We start from the raw sequence: 17,008 nt of genomic DNA on the forward strand, positions 1-17,008 counted from the left end.
TTTTCACATGCAACTGATCCTTCTGGAAAAAGTCACCAACCTGGGCAACCTGGGTGACAAAGTAAACGTTAAGGCTGGTTACGGTCGTAACTACCTGCTGCCTTACGGCAAAGCTACCGCTGCGACCGCTGCCAACCTGGCTGCGTTCGAAGAGCGTCGCGCTGAGCTGGAAAAAGCCGCAGCAGACCGTAAAACTTCGGCTGAAAGCCGTGCCGCCCAACTGGCTGAGCTGGAAGTGACTATCACTGCCACCGCTGGTGACGAAGGCAAGCTGTTCGGTTCGATCGGTACTCACGACATCGCTGATGCACTGACCGCCTCTGGCGTTGAAGTGGCAAAAAGCGAAGTTCGTCTGCCGAACGGCACCATCCGCAACGTAGGTGAATTCGACGTAGCCGTGCACTTGCACGCCGAAGTTGAAGCCACTGTACGCGTTGTCGTGGTAGCAGCTTAAGCAGCACTTGATCGACTGGCGGCTTGCCCGTCAGACGGTTAACATCGGGCACGATCCTGTTTACAGGTCGTGCCTTTTGTTTTTCTGAAATTCCTAATTCCAAGTGGCCATGAACGATATCTCCGCTCCCGAGCAATACGATCTGCAAACCGCTGCCCTGAAGGTACCGCCGCATTCCATCGAGGCCGAACAGGCTGTGCTCGGTGGTTTGATGCTGGACAACAACGCCTGGGAACGCGTGCTCGATCAAGTTTCGGACGGTGATTTCTATCGGCATGACCACCGCTTGATCTTCCGTGCAATCGCCAAACTGGCGGACCTGAACTCGCCAATCGACGTCGTGACCCTGGCCGAGCAATTGGACAAGGAAGGTCAGACTTCGCAGGTTGGTGGCCTCGGTTACCTCGGTGAACTGGCAAGAAACACGCCGTCCGTCGCGAACATCAAGGCCTATGCGCAGATTGTCCGCGCGCGGGCAACCTTGCGACAGCTGATCGGCATTGCTTCCGAAATTGCCGACAGTGCCTTCAACCCCGAAGGCCGCACGGCTGAAGAGATTCTCGACGAAGCTGAACGGCAGATCTTCCAGATCGCCGAGGCCCGGCCAAAAACCGGCGGCCCGGTGAGCGTGAATGACCTGCTGACCAAGGCCATCGACCGCATCGACACCTTGTTCAACACCGACAACGCCATTACCGGCCTGTCCACCGGTTACACCGACCTCGACGAGATGACCAGCGGCCTGCAACCGTCTGACCTGATCATCGTCGCCGGCCGTCCGTCCATGGGCAAAACCACCTTTGCGATGAACCTGGTGGAAAACGCCGTGTTGCGCAGTGACAAGTGCGTTTTGGTTTACTCGCTCGAGATGCCAGGCGAATCGCTGATCATGCGTATGTTGTCGTCCCTGGGCCGTATCGACCAGACCAAGGTTCGTGCCGGTCGCCTGGACGATGACGATTGGCCGCGCCTGACGTCGGCGGTCAATCTGCTGAATGATCGCAAGCTGTTCATCGACGATACGGCCGGTATCAGCCCGTCGGAAATGCGTGCGCGGACCCGGCGTCTGGTGCGTGAGCACGGCGATGTCGCGCTGATCATGATCGACTACCTGCAATTGATGCAGATTCCAGGTTCCGGCGGCGACAACCGGACCAACGAGATTTCCGAGATCTCCCGTTCCCTTAAGGCGCTGGCCAAGGAATTCAACTGCCCGGTGGTGGCGCTGTCGCAGCTCAACCGCTCCCTGGAGCAACGACCGAACAAGCGCCCGATCAACTCCGACCTCCGGGAATCCGGAGCGATCGAGCAGGATGCTGACGTGATCATGTTTGTGTATCGGGACGAGGTGTATCACCCGGAGACCGAGCATAAAGGCATCGCCGAGATCATCATCGGCAAGCAGCGAAACGGCCCGATCGGCACGTCGCGACTGGCGTTCATCGGTAAATACACACGCTTCGAAAACCTCGCGCCGGGCAGCTATAACTTCGACGACGAATAACGCCCAGGCAGGACGCTTGCCCTGTGGCGAGGGAGCTTGCTCCCGCTCGGCTGCGCAGCAGTCGCAAAGCTGAGAAATGCGGTCCGTCTGGAAAAATTCGGTCGAAGGTTTTGGGGCCGCTTCGCTGCCCAGCGGGAGCAAGCTCCCTCGCCACAAGGGTTGCGCCTAGTCTCTGGATCTTTGCGCAAAACGGTCGACACCAATTTCCGACCATAGCCGTCGGAATTGGTTATTTTTTGTGCTATATTCCGCGCCCGCGATTTTTCATCTCAACACCGGTCATCGTCATGCAAACAGCCAAGCCGTTATTTGACTATCCCAAGTACTGGGCCGAATGTTTCGGTCCAGCGCCATTCCTGCCGATGAGCAGGGAGGAGATGGATCAGCTTGGCTGGGATTCCTGCGACATCATCATCGTCACCGGTGATGCCTACGTCGATCACCCGTCTTTCGGTATGGCAATCATCGGCCGGCTGCTGGAGTCGCAAGGCTTTCGCGTCGGGATCATTGCCCAGCCGAACTGGCAGTCCAAAGACGACTTCATGAAGCTCGGCGAGCCGAACCTGTTTTTCGGCGTCGCGGCCGGCAACATGGACTCGATGATCAACCGCTACACCGCCGACAAGAAAATCCGTTCCGATGACGCCTACACCCCCGGTGGCCTGGCGGGCAAACGTCCGGACCGCGCGAGCCTGGTTTACAGCCAGCGCTGCAAGGAAGCCTACAAGAACGTACCGATCGTACTCGGTGGCATCGAAGCTTCCCTGCGCCGCATTGCCCACTACGATTACTGGCAGGACCGGGTGCGCAACTCGATCCTGATCGACGCCAGCGCCGACATCCTGCTCTACGGCAACGCCGAGCGTGCGATCGTCGAAGTCGCTCAGCGTCTGTCTTACGGTCACAAGATCGAAGACATCACCGACGTGCGCGGTACCGCGTTCATTCGTCGTGACACGCCCAAAGACTGGTACGAGGTCGACTCCACGCGTATCGACCGTCCGGGCAAGGTCGACAAGATCATCAACCCGTACGTGAATACTCAAGACACCCAGGCTTGCGCCATCGAGCAGGAAAAAGGCCCGGTTGAAGACCCGAGCGAAGCCAAGGTCGTACAGATCCTGGCCAGCCCGAAAATGACCCGTGACAAAACCGTGATTCGTCTGCCATCGGTCGAGAAAGTCCGTGGCGACGCGGTTCTGTACGCTCACGCCAACCGCGTGCTTCACCTGGAAACCAACCCGGGCAACGCCCGTGCGCTGGTGCAGAAGCATGGCGAAGTCGACGTCTGGTTCAACCCGCCGCCGATTCCGATGACCACTGAAGAAATGGACTACGTGTTCGGCATGCCTTATGCGCGTATTCCGCACCCGGCGTATGGCAAGGAAAAAATCCCGGCCTACGACATGATCCGCTTCTCGGTGAACATCATGCGTGGCTGCTTCGGTGGCTGCACGTTCTGCTCGATCACCGAGCACGAAGGCCGGATCATCCAGAACCGTTCCGAAGAGTCGATCATTCGCGAAATCGAAGAGATCCGCGACAAGGTCCCAGGCTTCACCGGCGTGATTTCCGATCTCGGCGGCCCGACCGCGAACATGTACCGCATCGCGTGCAAGAGCCCGGAAATCGAATCCGCGTGCCGCAAGCCGTCGTGTGTGTTCCCGGGCATTTGCCCGAACCTGAACACCGATCACTCGTCGCTGATCCAGCTGTACCGCAGCGCCCGTGCCTTGCCGGGTGTGAAGAAGATCCTGATCGCTTCCGGTCTGCGCTACGACCTCGCGGTCGAGTCGCCGGAATACGTCAAAGAGCTGGTGACCCACCACGTCGGTGGTTACCTGAAGATCGCCCCGGAACACACCGAGGAAGGTCCGCTCAACCAGATGATGAAACCGGGCATCGGCAGCTATGACAAGTTCAAGCGCATGTTCGAGAAGTACTCCAAGGAAGCCGGGAAAGAGCAGTACCTGATTCCATACTTCATCGCCGCCCACCCGGGTACCACCGATGAAGACATGATGAACCTGGCCCTGTGGCTCAAGGGCAACGGCTTCCGTGCCGACCAGGTGCAGGCGTTCTATCCGTCGCCAATGGCCACCGCCACCGCGATGTACCACTCGGGCAAGAACCCGCTGCGCAAGGTCACTTACAAGAGTGACGCCGTGACCATCGTCAAGAGCGAAGAGCAGCGTCGTCTGCACAAGGCGTTCTTGCGTTATCACGACCCGAAAGGCTGGCCTATGCTGCGTGAAGCGCTGACCCGCATGGGCCGCGCCGACCTGATCGGGCCGGGCAAGAACCAGTTGATCCCGCTGCATCAGCCGGCGACCGACAGCTACCAGAGCGCCCGTCGCAAGAACTCGACGCCGGCCGGCAGCCATAAAGTGGCCACGGAAAAGACCACCAAGATCCTGACCCAGCATACCGGCCTGCCACCGCGTGCCAGCGATGGCGGCAATCCGTGGGACAAGCGTGAACAGGCCAAGGCGGCGGCATTTGCCCGCAACCAGCAGGCGGCCAAGGAGCGCAAGGACGCGGCCAAAGGCAAAGGGCCCAAGCCTGCGCGCAAACCGGTTGTGCCGCGCTAAGCCTCGTTTGAGCTGAACAGAACGCCAACCTTCGGGTTGGCGTTTTGCGTTTCTGGGCTACGAAAAACAGGGCGCCGGGCGGTAGCTGTTTCGGGGCAACTGGCCTCTTCGCGAGCAAGCCCGCTCCCACATTAGACCGTGCTCGCAAAGAAGGCGCCGATCAAATGTGGGAGCGGGCTTGCTCGCGAAGAGGCCAGCACAGCCATTACACATCCAGGCTGGCGGTCACCGGCCGCAACATTTTCGTGCAACTCCCTCGAACCAATTTCCCGCATCGCCCGATTTTGGTGCTGTACTGCCTCAAGCAACCGAAGAAAGCGCCAGCACCGCTGGATGGCATAAGTCTTGCGCGCTTTCCCAATACGCTTAAGGCTCGCAGGAGGCACGCCGTGTCGATTCATGTCGCATTGCACCACGTCACGCATTACCGCTACGACCGCGCCGTCGAGCTCGGTCCGCAGATCGTTCGCCTGCGCCCGGCCGCCCACAGCCGCACGCGGATTCTGTCCTATGCGCTGAAAGTCTCTCCCGAGCAGCATTTCATCAACTGGCAGCAAGACCCCCAGGGTAATTACCTGGCGCGGTTGGTGTTCCCGGAGAAAACCGATGAGCTGCGAATCGAAGTCGATCTGCTGGCAGAGATGGCGGTCTTCAATCCGTTCGACTTCTTCCTCGAGCCCTATGCGGAAAAGATCCCGTTCACCTACGCCGCAGACGAGCGCAAGGAACTGGCACCGTACCTGGAAACCCTGCCCCTGACGCCGAAGTTCAAGGCCTATCTGGACGGCATCGACCGCACGCCACTGCCGAGCGTGGATTTCCTCGTGGCGCTCAATCAGCGCCTGAGCGAAGACATCGGCTACCTGATCCGCATGGAGCCCGGCGTACAAACCCCCGAGCACACCCTCGAACACGCCTCCGGTTCGTGCCGTGATTCGGCGTGGCTGCTGGTGCAATTGCTGCGCAACCTCGGGCTGGCGGCGCGTTTCGTCTCCGGCTACCTGATTCAACTCACTGCCGACGTCAAAAGCCTCGACGGCCCCTCGGGCACGGAAGTGGACTTCACCGACTTGCACGCCTGGTGCGAGGTCTATTTGCCCGGTGCCGGCTGGATCGGCCTGGACGCGACGTCAGGGCTGTTTGCCGGTGAAGGACACATTCCGTTGGCGTGCAGCCCCGATCCGGGCTCTGCGGCACCGATCAGTGGCCTGGTGGAACCGTGCGAGTGCGAATTCACCCACGAAATGTCCGTGGAGCGGATCTGGGAAGCGCCGCGGGTCACCAAACCCTACACCGAAGACCAGTGGCTGGCGATTCAGGCGCTGGGGCGGCAGATCGATGCCGACCTGCTGGAAGGCGACGTGCGCCTGACCATGGGCGGCGAGCCGACGTTTGTTTCCATCGACGATCCGGACGGTGCCGAGTGGAACACCGCCGCGCTCGGGCCGGACAAGCGTCATTTGTCCGCAGAATTGTTCCAGCGCATGCGTAAACACTACGCGCCCAAAGGCCTGGTGCATTTTGGTCAGGGCAAGTGGTACCCCGGCGAGCAATTGCCGCGCTGGTCGCTGAACTGCTATTGGCGCCGCGATGGCGTGCCGATCTGGCACAACAGCGCGCTGATCGCCGATGAGCAGCAAGACTACGGCGCCGATGGCGAACTGGCCGGGCGTTTTCTGTCGAGTGTCGCCGAACGCCTGAACATTCCGCCACGCTTTGTTTTTCCTGCCTACGAAGACAATTTCTATTACCTCTGGCGCGAAGGCACGTTGCCGCTGAACGTCAGCGCTGAAGATTCACGTCTCGAAGAACCGTTGGAGCGGGCGCGCCTGCGTAAAGTCTTCAACCAGGGCCTGGACAAGGTGATCGGCCAGGTCCTGCCGCTGGCGCGCACCGCCAAGGGCGATCAATGGCAAACCGGTCGCTGGTACCTGCGTGACGAGCATTGTCGGCTGGTGCCGGGAGACTCTCCGCTGGGTTATCGCCTGCCGCTGGGCTCGCAGCCTTGGGTGAAGGCAGCCGAGTACCCGTTCATCTACCCGAACGACCCCAATCAGGAATTCCCCGCGCTTCCAGACACTCAGCAATTGAACAGCCCGGGGGCGCCGGCCGAAGCGCTCGAGCGGGATCTGGAGGTCGATGAATCCGCCGACTGGCTGACCCGCACCGCGTTTTGCGCCGAGGCTCGGGAAGGCCGGTTGTACCTGTTCATGCCGCCGCTGGAGCGGGTCGAGGATTATCTGGAGCTGGTCACCGCAATCGAGGCGACGGCTCAGGAACTGCATTGCCCGGTGTTGCTGGAAGGCTACGAGCCGCCGAGCGATCCACGCCTGAGCAACTTCCGCATCACCCCCGACCCGGGCGTGATCGAGGTCAATGTGCAGCCGTCCGCCACCTGGGATGAGCTGGTCGAGCGCACCGAGTTTCTCTACGAAGAAGCGCGCCAGACCCGACTGACCACCGAGAAATTCATGATCGACGGCCGGCACACCGGCACCGGTGGCGGCAACCATTTCGTCCTGGGTGGCGCGACGCCGGCTGACTCACCGTTCCTGCGCCGTCCCGATCTGCTGCGCAGCCTGATCAGTTACTGGCATAACCACCCGTCCTTGTCCTACCTGTTTTCCGGATTGTTCATCGGCCCGACGTCCCAGGCGCCGCGTGTCGATGAAGCGCGCAACGATGCCTTGTACGAACTGGAAATCGCCTTCGCCCAGATGCCCGAACCAGGCGAGGAGTGCGCGCCGTGGCTGGTCGACCGGTTGCTGCGTAACTTGCTGATCGACGTGACCGGCAACACGCACCGCGCCGAGTTCTGCATCGACAAGCTCTATTCGCCGGATGGCGCGACGGGGCGTCTTGGATTGCTTGAGTTGCGCGCCTTTGAAATGCCACCGCATGCGCGCATGAGCCTGGCGCAACAGTTGCTGCTGCGGGCGCTGGTAGCGCGGTTCTGGCGCGAGCCTTATGCGCCGCCGAAACTGGCGCGCTGGGGCACTGAGCTGCATGACCGGTTCCTGTTGCCACACTTTATCGAGCAGGATTTCGCTGATGTGATCGTCGATCTCAATGCCGCCGGTTATCCCGTGCGCGCAGAGTGGTTTGCCGCGCATCTGGAATTTCGTTTTCCCAAGGTTGGCGATTACGCGGTCAGCGGCATCGAGCTGGAAGTGCGTCAGGCGCTGGAGCCTTGGCATGTGCTGGGCGAGGAGGGCGCGGTCGGCGGCACGGTGCGATATGTGGATTCGTCGCTGGAGCGCTTGCAGGTCAAACTCACCGGTCTGCCGCCGCAGCGCTATTTGCTGACCTGCAACGGTGTTCCGGTGCCCTTGCAGCCCACCGGGAGAGTCGGCGAGTTTGTCGCGGGTGTGCGTTTCCGCGCCTGGCAACCGGCCAACTGCCTGCAACCCACCATCCCGGTCCACGCACCGCTGGTGTTCGACCTGCTCGACACCTGGATGCAACGTTCTCTGGGTGGCTGTCAGTACCACGTTGCCCATCCGGGCGGGCGCAACTACGACAGCCTGCCGGTCAACGCGAATGAGGCCGAGAGCCGTCGAATGGCGCGATTCTTCCGTATCGGACACAGCCCTGGGAAACTTCCTATACCGAATGTGGAAATTAACGACGAGCTGCCGATGACGCTCGATTTGCGACGTTTCTAAACCGTACACGACGCTCGGACTTTTCGTATATCCGGGCGTCATGAGCCTGCGTTAGTCTGACCGTACTTTGTTGTCTGCCGAGCTTTCCATGCCTGACCTGCTTGACCGCTACCCGCTGACGGCGGGCACTTATCACGAACTGCTCGACGACAGCGGCGCCGTGCGCCCGCACTGGCGCCGGTTGTTCGACCAATTGCAACGCAGCACGCCAGCGCAATTGGTGCAGCGTCAGGCCCTGTTGACCCGGCAGATCCAGGAAAACGGCGTGACCTACAACGTCTACGCCGACCCCAAGGGCGCGGATCGGCCGTGGGAACTGGACTTGCTGCCGCATGTGATTGCCGCTGATGAGTGGCAGCAGTTATCGGCCGGGATCGCCCAGCGAGCTCGGCTGTTGAACGCCGTGCTGGCTGATCTCTACGGCCCACAGCGGTTGATTGCCGAAGGGCTGCTGCCGGCTGAACTGGTGTTCGGTCACAACAATTTCCTCTGGCCCTGTCAGGGCATTACGCCGCCGGACGGGGCCTTCCTGCATCTATACGCTGTCGATCTGGCGCGCACGCCGGACGGCCGTTGGTGGGTGACGGCGGATCGGACTCAAGCACCCTCCGGCGCCGGTTATGCGCTGGAAAACCGCACCATCGTGTCCCGGGCCTTTCCCGAGTTGTACCGCGACCTGAAGGTGCAGCACTTGGCCGGGTTCTTCCGCACGCTTCAGGAAACCCTCGCCCGCCAGGCGCCAAGCGATGATGACGTGCCGCTGATCGTGCTGCTGACACCGGGGCGTTTCAACGAAAGCTATTTCGAACATTTGTACCTGGCGCGACAGCTCGGTTATCCACTGGTAGAAGGCGGCGACCTCACGGTGCGCGATGCCACGGTCTACCTGAAAACCCTCAGTGGCCTGCGCCGGGTTCACGCGATTATGCGTCGGCTCGACGACGACTTCTGCGATCCGCTGGAATTGCGTACCGATTCGGCACTCGGTGTGCCGGGTTTGCTTGAAGCCGTGCGGCAGGGGCGCGTATTGGTGGCGAATGCCCTCGGCAGCGGTGTGCTGGAATCGCCGGGGTTGCTGGGCTTTCTGCCGAAGATCAATCAATTCCTGTTCGGCGAAGAGCTGATCCTTCCGTCCATCGCGACGTGGTGGTGTGGCGAAGCGCCGGTACTGGCCCAGGCGTTGGAGAAACTGCCGGAATTGCTGATCAAACCCGCCTTCCCGTCGCAAAGCTTCGCCCCTGTGTTTGGCCGCGATTTGAGTGAAAAACAGCGTCAGGCCCTGGCTGAGCGCATGCAGGCTCGTCCATATGCCTACGTTGCGCAAGAATTGGCGCAGTTGTCCCAGGCACCGATCTGGCAGGCCGAAGACGGTCAACTGCAACCGCGAGCCATTGGGATGCGTGTGTATGCGGTGGCCAGTCAAGACGGTTATCGGGTGTTGCCGGGCGGATTGACCCGGGTGGCCGCCGAAGCGGATGCCGAAGTGGTGTCGATGCAGCGCGGCGGCGCGAGCAAGGACACGTGGGTGTTGGGGGATCGTCCTCCCAGCGGCGAGCAATGGAAAACCCAGCGCACGATCGGTGTGCATGACCTGGTCCGACGCGATCCTTACCTGCCGTCGCGGGTGGTCGAGAATCTGTTCTGGTTTGGCCGCTATTGCGAACGGTGTGATGACAGCGCGCGATTGCTGCGGATCATGCTGGCACGCTACGTCGATGGCGATGACCCGCAGGCCCTGGAAGCGGCGGTCGACCTCGGCGAGCGACTGAATCTGTTGCCAGACGAAGGTGAGTTGCCCGAGCGGCTGTTGGCTGCCCTACTCGGCGATGATTGGCCCTTCAGCCTGCGCTCCAACCTGCAGCGCTTGCAGTGGGCTGCTTCGCAAGTACGCGGCAAACTTTCGCGGGAAAACTGGCAGGCGCTGGTGGAATTGCAGCGCGAAGCAATGGAGCTGGAAACCGAAGAGCCGGATTTCGGCGAGCTGCTGGATTTCCTCAACCGGCTGGTGATGTCCCTGGCGGCACTGTCCGGTTTTGCCTTGGACGACATGACCCGGGACGAAGGCTGGCGCTTCCTGATGATCGGCCGGCGGATCGAGCGCTTGCAGTTTCTCAGCGGCAGCCTCGCGGCGTTTCTGCGTGGTGCTGGTGCTTTCGATCAGGCCGGGCTGGAATGGCTGCTGGAGCTGGGCAATAGCAGCATTACTTACCGCTCGAGGTACCTGGCGGTGGCGCAGTTGATTCCGGTGCTCGACCTTTTGTTGCTCGACGAGCAAAACCCTCACGCGGTGCTGTTCCAGTTGAAACTGGTGACGCGCACACTGAAACGCTTGAACGACGATTTTGGCGTGCCTCGCGAAGCGGGTCTGCCGCAACTGGTGGAGCGCTTGGCGCGTTTCGATCTGGGCTGCCTGGAAAACTCGCTGTTCGGCGAAGCCAGCGTTCGCGCCGCCATCAACGGTCTGGCCGATTTGCTGCAAGAAATCGCCGATGCCAGCGGGCAAGTGTCGGATCGTCTGGCCTTGCGCCATTTCGCCCATGTCGATGATGTCAGCCAGCGCACGGTGTCCGTCTGATGAGCGCCCGTTACCAGATTCTCCACGACACCCATTATCACTACGACAGCCCGGTGTCCCTGGCCCAACAACTCGCACACCTGTGGCCACGGGCCTGTGCCTGGCAGCGTTGCACCGAGCAGCACTTGCAGATAAGTCCCGACCCGACCTCGCGCCGGGATGAGCTGGATGTGTTTGGCAATCCGCTCACCCGGCTGGCGTTTGAGCGGCCGCACGATGAATTGCTGGTCAACGCCCGGCTCACCGTCGAGGTCCTGGCCCGGCCGACGCTGGATTTCAATCAATCCCCCGCGTGGGAGGAAACCCGCAACGCGCTGACCTACAGCAGTCAGCCGCTTTCCCCTGAGCTGCTGGAAGCGTGCCGTTACCGGTTTGAATCGCCCTATGTGCATTTGAAACGCAACTTTGTCGAGTTCTCGGAAAGCTGTTTCCCATCAGGACAGCCTTTGTTGCTGGGTGTCCAGGCGTTGATGGAGAAGATTTTCAGCGAGTTCACCTTCGACGCCGAGGCGACGCAAGTGGCAACGCCGCTGGTGGAGGTGCTGGAGCGTCGGCGCGGGGTCTGTCAGGACTTTGCCCACTTGATGCTCGCGTGTGTGCGTTCCCGCGGATTGGCGGCGCGTTATATCAGCGGCTACCTGCTGACCCAGCCACCGCCCGGCCAGCCGCGACTGATCGGCGCCGATGCTTCGCATGCCTGGGTTTCGGTGTTTTGCCCGGCGCTCGGTTGGGTGGATTTCGACCCGACCAACAATGTGCAACCGGCGCAGGAACACATCACCCTGGCCTGGGGCCGGGATTTCTCCGATGTGTCGCCGTTGCGTGGGGTGATTCTGGGGGGGGGCAATCACGACCCCGAGGTCCGCGTCACCGTGATGCCACTGGAGTAGCAATGATCCCCTGTGGGAGCGAGCCTGCTCGCGATAGCGGTGTATAAGAAAATTAAATGCTGAATGTGCCACCGCTATCGCGAGCAGGCTTACTCCCACAGGGACTGTGTGCTTACTTTAGATAGGGATATTTCAGAGGGGACTGTGAGGGTCAGCAATGTGACTGCTGACCCTGGACACAGATCCGGTGGGCCTGATCAGATCATCGGGCCCTGAGGGTCTCAGGCGTCGGGCGCCTGATCTTTCGGTGCTTCAGTTTCGTCTGTAGCCACTTCGCCTTCGGCATCCGGGTTCAGTGCTGCTGCTTCTTCTTCAGCTGTAGCTTTCTTGCGCTGAAGCTTTTCCTCTTTCTTCTGCTCCTTGGCCAAGTCTCTCTGACGTTTGGCGAAGGAATAATTAGGTTTAGCCATGGGCGATCCTCTGGGGTCGAAGGTGAGGTTGAGCGGCGCATATTCTGCCCTGTATCGGTGTCGAGCCGTTAGCTGGGTTTTTGCTCTGTCCATTTGGGCGCCACTGTCGGCTGCCAAGCGTCCAGCGCATCGATCAGGGTTTGCGGCGATTCGCTCACTTGCAGCATGTCACGGTGTGCTTCGCGAACGAAGCCTTCGCCGACGATATGATCAAGAAAACCGGTCAATTTGCTGTAGAAACCGTTCACTTCCAGCAAGCCGAGCGGTTTGCCGTGGTAGCCGAGCTGGCCCCAGGTCCAGACTTCGAACAGTTCTTCGAGGGTGCCGAGGCCGCCGGGCAGCGCGATGAAGGCGTCGCTGAGCTCTGCCATCCGCGCCTTGCGTGCATGCATGCCGTCGACCACTTCCAGGCGAGTCAGCCCGCTGTGGCCGATTTCCTTGTCTTTGAGGCTTTGCGGGATGATCCCGATCACTTCGCCGCCGGCCGCCAGTGCCGCATCGGCGACAATGCCCATCAGCCCGACGGCGCCGCCGCCATAGACCAGGGTCAGCTTGCGCTCGGCCAGAGTTCGCCCCAAGGCGACAGCCGCTTCACGATAAGCCGGGTGGGTGCCGGTGCTGGCACCGCAAAATACACAAACGGACGCTAAAGACATGCCTTACTCCACGGTCAGGATGGCCACAGAGTAAAGGCAGGCGCACGGCGCTCCAAGGTCTAAACTTCGCGTTCAGGTGTTTCGTAGCTGCCGCTGGCGCCACAGGCATAGGCGGCGAGCAAACTGCGCAACAGGCTGTTAAAGGACATGACAGGCGCTCCAGATGAGGGATGACGGCCTGATGATAGGGCTGGGCCAGACGTCTGGCTGGTAGATTGTTTCGATAGGTGTCATAGCCCGAAAGTTGTATACAATTTTTGATTCAGGTCATAGGAACTTGCGAAGTTTTCAGGCAGTCTTCTGTCCATTCGCACTTTTGATAACCCTGCCTTGGAGATTCACCATGTTTGCCAAACTTGTTGCGGTATCCCTGCTGACACTGGCCAGCAGCCAACTGATGGCTGCCGAATGCAAGGTCACTGTCGACTCCACCGATCAAATGTCCTTCAACACCAAGGCCATTGAAATCGACAAAAGCTGCAAGACGTTCACCGTAGAACTGACTCACTCCGGCAGCTTGCCGAAAAACGTCATGGGCCATAACTGGGTGCTGAGTAAAGAAGCTGACATGCAGCCCATCGCCACCGCAGGCCTGGCTGCGGGCATCGACAAAGACTACCTGCCAGCGGGTGACGCGCGCGTCATCGCCCACACCAAAATCATTGGTGCCAAGGAAACCGACTCGGTGACCTTCGACGTGTCGAAGCTTGATGCTAACGAAAAGTACGGCTTCTTCTGCTCGTTCCCAGGCCACATCTCGATGATGAAAGGCACGGTTACGCTGAAGTAATCGAATCAAGTTCATAAAAAAAGCGTCCCGATTGGGACGCTTTTTTTGTGCCTGACGAAAGACCGAGTCGTCGTTCTTCGCGGGCAAGCCTCGCTCCCACAGATTTTGTGTCGGACCCGAAAATGGGCACGACGCAGATTCTGTAGGAGCGAGGCTTGCCCGCGAAGGCGTCGGCACAGACGCCTCCGTCCTTATGGCGCGAACGGCATCACGCGCTTGTGATGCGTCTTCTTATACGTGTCGCAAATGATCTTGAACGCTTCCTCACGCACAGGCTTACCGTGCAAGAACGCGTCGATCTCGGCGTAGGTCACGCCATGGGACGCTTCGTCCGGTTTGCCGGGCGACAGGTCTTCAAGGTCGGCGGTCGGGATTTTTTCCACTAGCGATTCCGGTGCGCCGAAACTGCGGGCGATGTCTCGAACCTGGTTTTTCACCAGGCCACTCAACGGGGCCAGGTCGCAGGCGCCATCACCGAACTTGGTAAAGAAACCCATCACTGCTTCCGCCGCGTGGTCGGTACCAATGACCAGGCCGTGCGACGCGCCGGCGATGGTGTATTGGGCGACCATGCGCATCCGCGCCTTGGTGTTGCCAAGCACGAAATCCACCGAGACCGCGTGCTTGCCTTCGAAGGCCGCCACTTCATTGGCCAGGGATTTGACCGCCGGGCCGATGTTCACGGTGTGACGTTCGTCCGGGGCGATGAAATCCACCGAGGCCTGGGCGTCGTGTTCATCGAACTGGGTCTCGTAAGGCAGGCGCACGGCGATGAACTTGTAGCTTTTGTCGCTGGTTTGCTCGCGCAACTCACGCATGGCGCGTTGGGCCAGCAGGCCGGCGGTCAGCGAATCGACGCCGCCGCTGATGCCGAGCACCAGGGTCTTGAGACCGGAATTGACCAGGCAATCCTGAATGAAGCTGACCCGCCGGGCGACTTCGGCCTCGAGGGCGGCGTGGTCGGCGAATGGCGGCTGAACCTTGAGCTGCTCAGCAATCTCACGCTGTACGGCTTGCATGAACTCACTCCTTGCTAGTGGTGCCAGATGTGCTGGAAGGGGCGGCAGGTACTTTGAAAACGTGTCGCAAATAGGCGACGAAATTCGGGTCTTTGCAGTGAGTCTTGCCAGGCTCATCGGAAATCTTTGCCACGGGCTGGCCGTTGCAGGCCGCCATTTTAAGCACGATGCTCATCGGTTCAACACCCGGAATATCGCACGTCAGGTTGGTGCCGATACCGAAGCTGACATTGATCCGACCGCGCAACGCCCGGAATATTTCCAGGGATTTGGGCAGTGTCAGGCTGTCGGAGAACACCAGCGTCTTGCTCATCGGGTCGATGCCGAGCTTGTGGTAGTGAGCGATGGCCTTTTCCGCCCAGATGACCGGGTCACCGGAATCGTGGCGCAAACCGTCAAAGAGTTTGGCGAAATACAGGTCGAAATCATTGAGGAAAGCATCGGTGGTGATGCAGTCGGTGAGCGCAATCCCCAGCAGGCCCCGGTACTCGCGGACCCAGCAATCGAGGGCGGCAATCTGGCTGTCGATCAGCCGGGGACCGAGTTGCTGATGCGCCATGATCCATTCGTGGGCCATGGTGCCCAAGGGTTTCATGTCCAATTCGCGTGAAAGGTGCACGTTGCTGGTGCCGACAAAACGCCCGGGGAAATCGTGCTTGAGCACGTTTACGACTTCTTCCTGCACGCGGTACGAAAAGCGCCGGCGGGTGCCGAAATCGGCGACCTGCAATTCGGATAGTTCCTCGCTGCTGGCGTTTGCGGTCAGCCAGTCAAACTTGCGATAGAGCTGCTCGCGAGCCTGCTCGAGAACGATTTCCCGGTAGCGATAACGGTTGCGCACTTCGCTGACGATGGACAGCAGCGGCACCTCGAACAGAATCACATGCAACCACGGCCCGCGCAGGCGAATGAACAGCTCGCCGTTTTCGATACCCGTGTGGACGTAACGCAGGTTGAAGCGGAACAACCCGAGAAAACGCAGGAAATCCGGTTTCATGAAGCTGATGCGCTCCATGAAGCTCAACTGGTCGGCGCTCAGGCTCAAGTCGGCCAGGCGTTCGATCTGGAAGCGGATCTCTGCCAGATACGGGCGCAGATCTTCGCTGTTACGGCAACGAAACTCCCATTCGACTTCCACATTCGGGTAGTTGTGCAGCACCGCCTGCATCATCGTCAGTTTGTAGAAGTCGGTGTCGAGCAGGTTCTGCACGATGCGATCGCCAAACACGCTCTCGCTCATAACGGGATTCTCCAGGCTTGCCGCGGCCCGTGGTCGCGACGTTTCAGCTGTTCAATGAATGGGGCTAGTGGCGCATATCAGTGGTGGGTATTGCCAGCGATTTTTTAGACAGTGCATATCCTTGTGGCGAGGGAGCTTGCTCCCGCTGGGGTGCGAAGCGCCCCCAATACAGGACTGCTGCGCAGTCCAACGGGAGCAAGCTCCCTCGCCACAAATATATGCAGGGGCTTCAAATCTACGGTGCAGCCGGGCCATCAATCTGCTCCAGCATCCACTTCACAAAATCCCGCACCTTGGGCACTTCCGCCGAGTGCTCGGGATATGCCAGGTAATAGGCATCAGCGCTGGGCATCGCGTGCTGCCAGGGTATGACCAGTTTGCCGTCGGCCAATTCCTCTTCCACCAGAAACCGTGGCAACAGCGCGACGCCGCAGCCGACTTGCGCGGCGCGGATGCACATATAGAACGTTTCGAAGCGTGGGCCGTGGTAGCTGTGTTCGGTGTGGTAGCCCTGGCTGCCGAACCAGTCGTGCCAGGCCTGGGGGCGCGAGGCGTTTTGCAGCAGGACCAAATCGGTAAGCTGCGTAGGATCGGTGAACGGCGTGTCCGGCAGGCTGCCCGGTGCACACACAGGAACAAGCTCCTCGCCAAACAGCTTCAGGCATTCGGTGCCTGGCCGCGAGCCCTGGCCGAAGTAGAACGCCAGGTCGCTGCGACCTTGCAGCAAATCATCGGCTTCCTGCTCGCTGCACAGGTCCAGATGGATTGACGGGTGGCGCAGGCGCCAGCCTTTCAGGCGTGGCACCAGCCAGCGCGCGCCGAAGGTCGGCGGCGTCGAAACTCGCAAGACTTCGGTCTCGCCACCGTAGGAGCGCAGGTAATGGGTCGACATTTCGACCTGCGTGAGGATTTTTCGTACCTCCACCAGGTACAAATCTCCGGCCGGGGTCATTTGCAGGCGTCGGCGCACCCGGCGGAACAACAAGTGCTGCAACAACTCTTCGAGTTGCGCGACTTGTTTGCTGACGGCGCTCTGGGTCAGGTTCAGCTCTTCGGCGGCCCGGGTGAAGCTCAAATGCCGGGTCACGGCCTCGAAACACTGCAGCGCGGTGATCGACGGCAAGTAGCGTTTATTCAGCATGGACGGTCCTTTTTCTTGTTTCTTTTACTGCCAGCAATTCAAAGCATGAATAAACGGAATGATATCTCTCTTA

Annotated in this window: 12 protein-coding genes; 7 read left to right on the forward strand and 5 right to left on the reverse strand. The window is 60.2% G+C overall.

Annotated elements, in window-relative coordinates; all coding sequences use genetic code 11:
* The first annotated feature begins 7 nt into the window (after window positions 1-7).
* The 6 genes from rplI to ACA051_RS02750 all read left to right on the forward strand — a co-directional run bounded on the left by rplI (window position 8) and on the right by ACA051_RS02750 (window position 11,679).
* Window positions 8-454, forward strand: coding sequence for a 50S ribosomal protein L9 (gene rplI, locus ACA051_RS02725; protein ID WP_003197251.1), 447 nt, complete (start codon window positions 8-10; stop codon window positions 452-454).
* Between the two features lie 109 nt (window positions 455-563).
* Entirely contained in the window at window positions 564-1,958 is a 1,395-nt protein-coding gene (gene dnaB, locus ACA051_RS02730; RefSeq protein ID WP_497373410.1) for a replicative DNA helicase, read from the forward strand.
* Window positions 1,959-2,245: 287 nt separating this feature from the next.
* A complete protein-coding gene (locus ACA051_RS02735; RefSeq protein ID WP_497373412.1) occupies window positions 2,246-4,549 on the forward strand; it encodes a YgiQ family radical SAM protein in 2,304 nt (767 codons plus the stop codon).
* 389 nt (window positions 4,550-4,938) lie between these two features.
* Window positions 4,939-8,214, forward strand: coding sequence for a transglutaminase family protein (locus ACA051_RS02740; RefSeq protein ID WP_497373414.1), 3,276 nt, complete (start codon window positions 4,939-4,941; stop codon window positions 8,212-8,214).
* Window positions 8,215-8,302: 88 nt separating this feature from the next.
* The gene (locus ACA051_RS02745; RefSeq protein WP_497307444.1) at window positions 8,303-10,789 is read left to right on the forward strand and encodes a circularly permuted type 2 ATP-grasp protein; all 2,487 of its coding nucleotides are present in this window, start codon (window positions 8,303-8,305) and stop codon (window positions 10,787-10,789) included.
* A complete protein-coding gene (locus ACA051_RS02750) occupies window positions 10,789-11,679 on the forward strand; it encodes a transglutaminase family protein (RefSeq protein ID WP_497307446.1) in 891 nt (296 codons plus the stop codon). The genes ACA051_RS02745 and ACA051_RS02750 overlap by 1 nt, the downstream gene beginning before the upstream one ends.
* A gap of 221 nt (window positions 11,680-11,900) precedes the next feature.
* Here ACA051_RS02750 and ACA051_RS02755 read toward each other — a convergent pair whose 3' ends face one another.
* Both ACA051_RS02755 and ACA051_RS02760 read right to left on the reverse strand, forming a co-directional pair.
* Window positions 11,901-12,089, reverse strand: coding sequence for a hypothetical protein (locus tag ACA051_RS02755; RefSeq protein ID WP_007947526.1), 189 nt, complete (start codon window positions 12,087-12,089; stop codon window positions 11,901-11,903).
* Between the two features lie 68 nt (window positions 12,090-12,157).
* Complete coding sequence (locus tag ACA051_RS02760; protein ID WP_497307447.1) at window positions 12,158-12,745, reverse strand: cytokinin riboside 5'-monophosphate phosphoribohydrolase; 588 nt, start codon at window positions 12,743-12,745, stop codon at window positions 12,158-12,160.
* A 343-nt stretch (window positions 12,746-13,088) separates the two neighbouring features.
* Here ACA051_RS02760 and azu point away from each other — a divergent pair, with 343 nt between their 5' ends.
* Entirely contained in the window at window positions 13,089-13,535 is a 447-nt protein-coding gene (azu, locus tag ACA051_RS02765) for an azurin (RefSeq protein ID WP_497307448.1), read from the forward strand.
* A 191-nt stretch (window positions 13,536-13,726) separates the two neighbouring features.
* On the opposite strand, the gene nadE is transcribed toward azu, so the two are convergent.
* The 3 genes from nadE to ACA051_RS02780 all read right to left on the reverse strand — a co-directional run bounded on the left by nadE (window position 13,727) and on the right by ACA051_RS02780 (window position 16,935).
* The gene (nadE, locus tag ACA051_RS02770) at window positions 13,727-14,554 is read right to left on the reverse strand and encodes an NAD(+) synthase (RefSeq protein ID WP_497307450.1); all 828 of its coding nucleotides are present in this window, start codon (window positions 14,552-14,554) and stop codon (window positions 13,727-13,729) included.
* A 4-nt stretch (window positions 14,555-14,558) separates the two neighbouring features.
* Entirely contained in the window at window positions 14,559-15,794 is a 1,236-nt protein-coding gene (gene pncB, locus ACA051_RS02775; protein ID WP_497307452.1) for a nicotinate phosphoribosyltransferase, read from the reverse strand.
* Between the two features lie 235 nt (window positions 15,795-16,029).
* A complete protein-coding gene (locus ACA051_RS02780; RefSeq protein ID WP_497307454.1) occupies window positions 16,030-16,935 on the reverse strand; it encodes a LysR family transcriptional regulator in 906 nt (301 codons plus the stop codon).
* Window positions 16,936-17,008 lie beyond the last annotated feature (73 nt).

The organism is Pseudomonas sp. LBUM1669 (genome assembly GCF_059695705.1).

Excerpts from the sequence above, each read along its gene's own strand:
- nadE (WP_497307450.1), bottom strand. The coding sequence starts at position 14,554 with ATGCAAGCCGTACAGCGTGAGATTGCTGAGCAGCTCAAGGTTCAGCCG.
- rplI (WP_003197251.1), top strand. The coding sequence starts at position 8 with ATGCAACTGATCCTTCTGGAAAAAGTCACCAACCTGGGCAACCTGGGT.
- ACA051_RS02780 (WP_497307454.1), bottom strand. The coding sequence starts at position 16,935 with ATGCTGAATAAACGCTACTTGCCGTCGATCACCGCGCTGCAGTGTTTC.
- dnaB (WP_497373410.1), top strand. The coding sequence starts at position 564 with ATGAACGATATCTCCGCTCCCGAGCAATACGATCTGCAAACCGCTGCC.
- ACA051_RS02745 (WP_497307444.1), top strand. The coding sequence starts at position 8,303 with ATGCCTGACCTGCTTGACCGCTACCCGCTGACGGCGGGCACTTATCAC.
- ACA051_RS02735 (WP_497373412.1), top strand. The coding sequence starts at position 2,246 with ATGCAAACAGCCAAGCCGTTATTTGACTATCCCAAGTACTGGGCCGAA.
- ACA051_RS02755 (WP_007947526.1), bottom strand. The coding sequence starts at position 12,089 with ATGGCTAAACCTAATTATTCCTTCGCCAAACGTCAGAGAGACTTGGCC.
- pncB (WP_497307452.1), bottom strand. The coding sequence starts at position 15,794 with ATGAGCGAGAGCGTGTTTGGCGATCGCATCGTGCAGAACCTGCTCGAC.
- azu (WP_497307448.1), top strand. The coding sequence starts at position 13,089 with ATGTTTGCCAAACTTGTTGCGGTATCCCTGCTGACACTGGCCAGCAGC.
- ACA051_RS02750 (WP_497307446.1), top strand. The coding sequence starts at position 10,789 with ATGAGCGCCCGTTACCAGATTCTCCACGACACCCATTATCACTACGAC.
- ACA051_RS02760 (WP_497307447.1), bottom strand. The coding sequence starts at position 12,745 with ATGTCTTTAGCGTCCGTTTGTGTATTTTGCGGTGCCAGCACCGGCACC.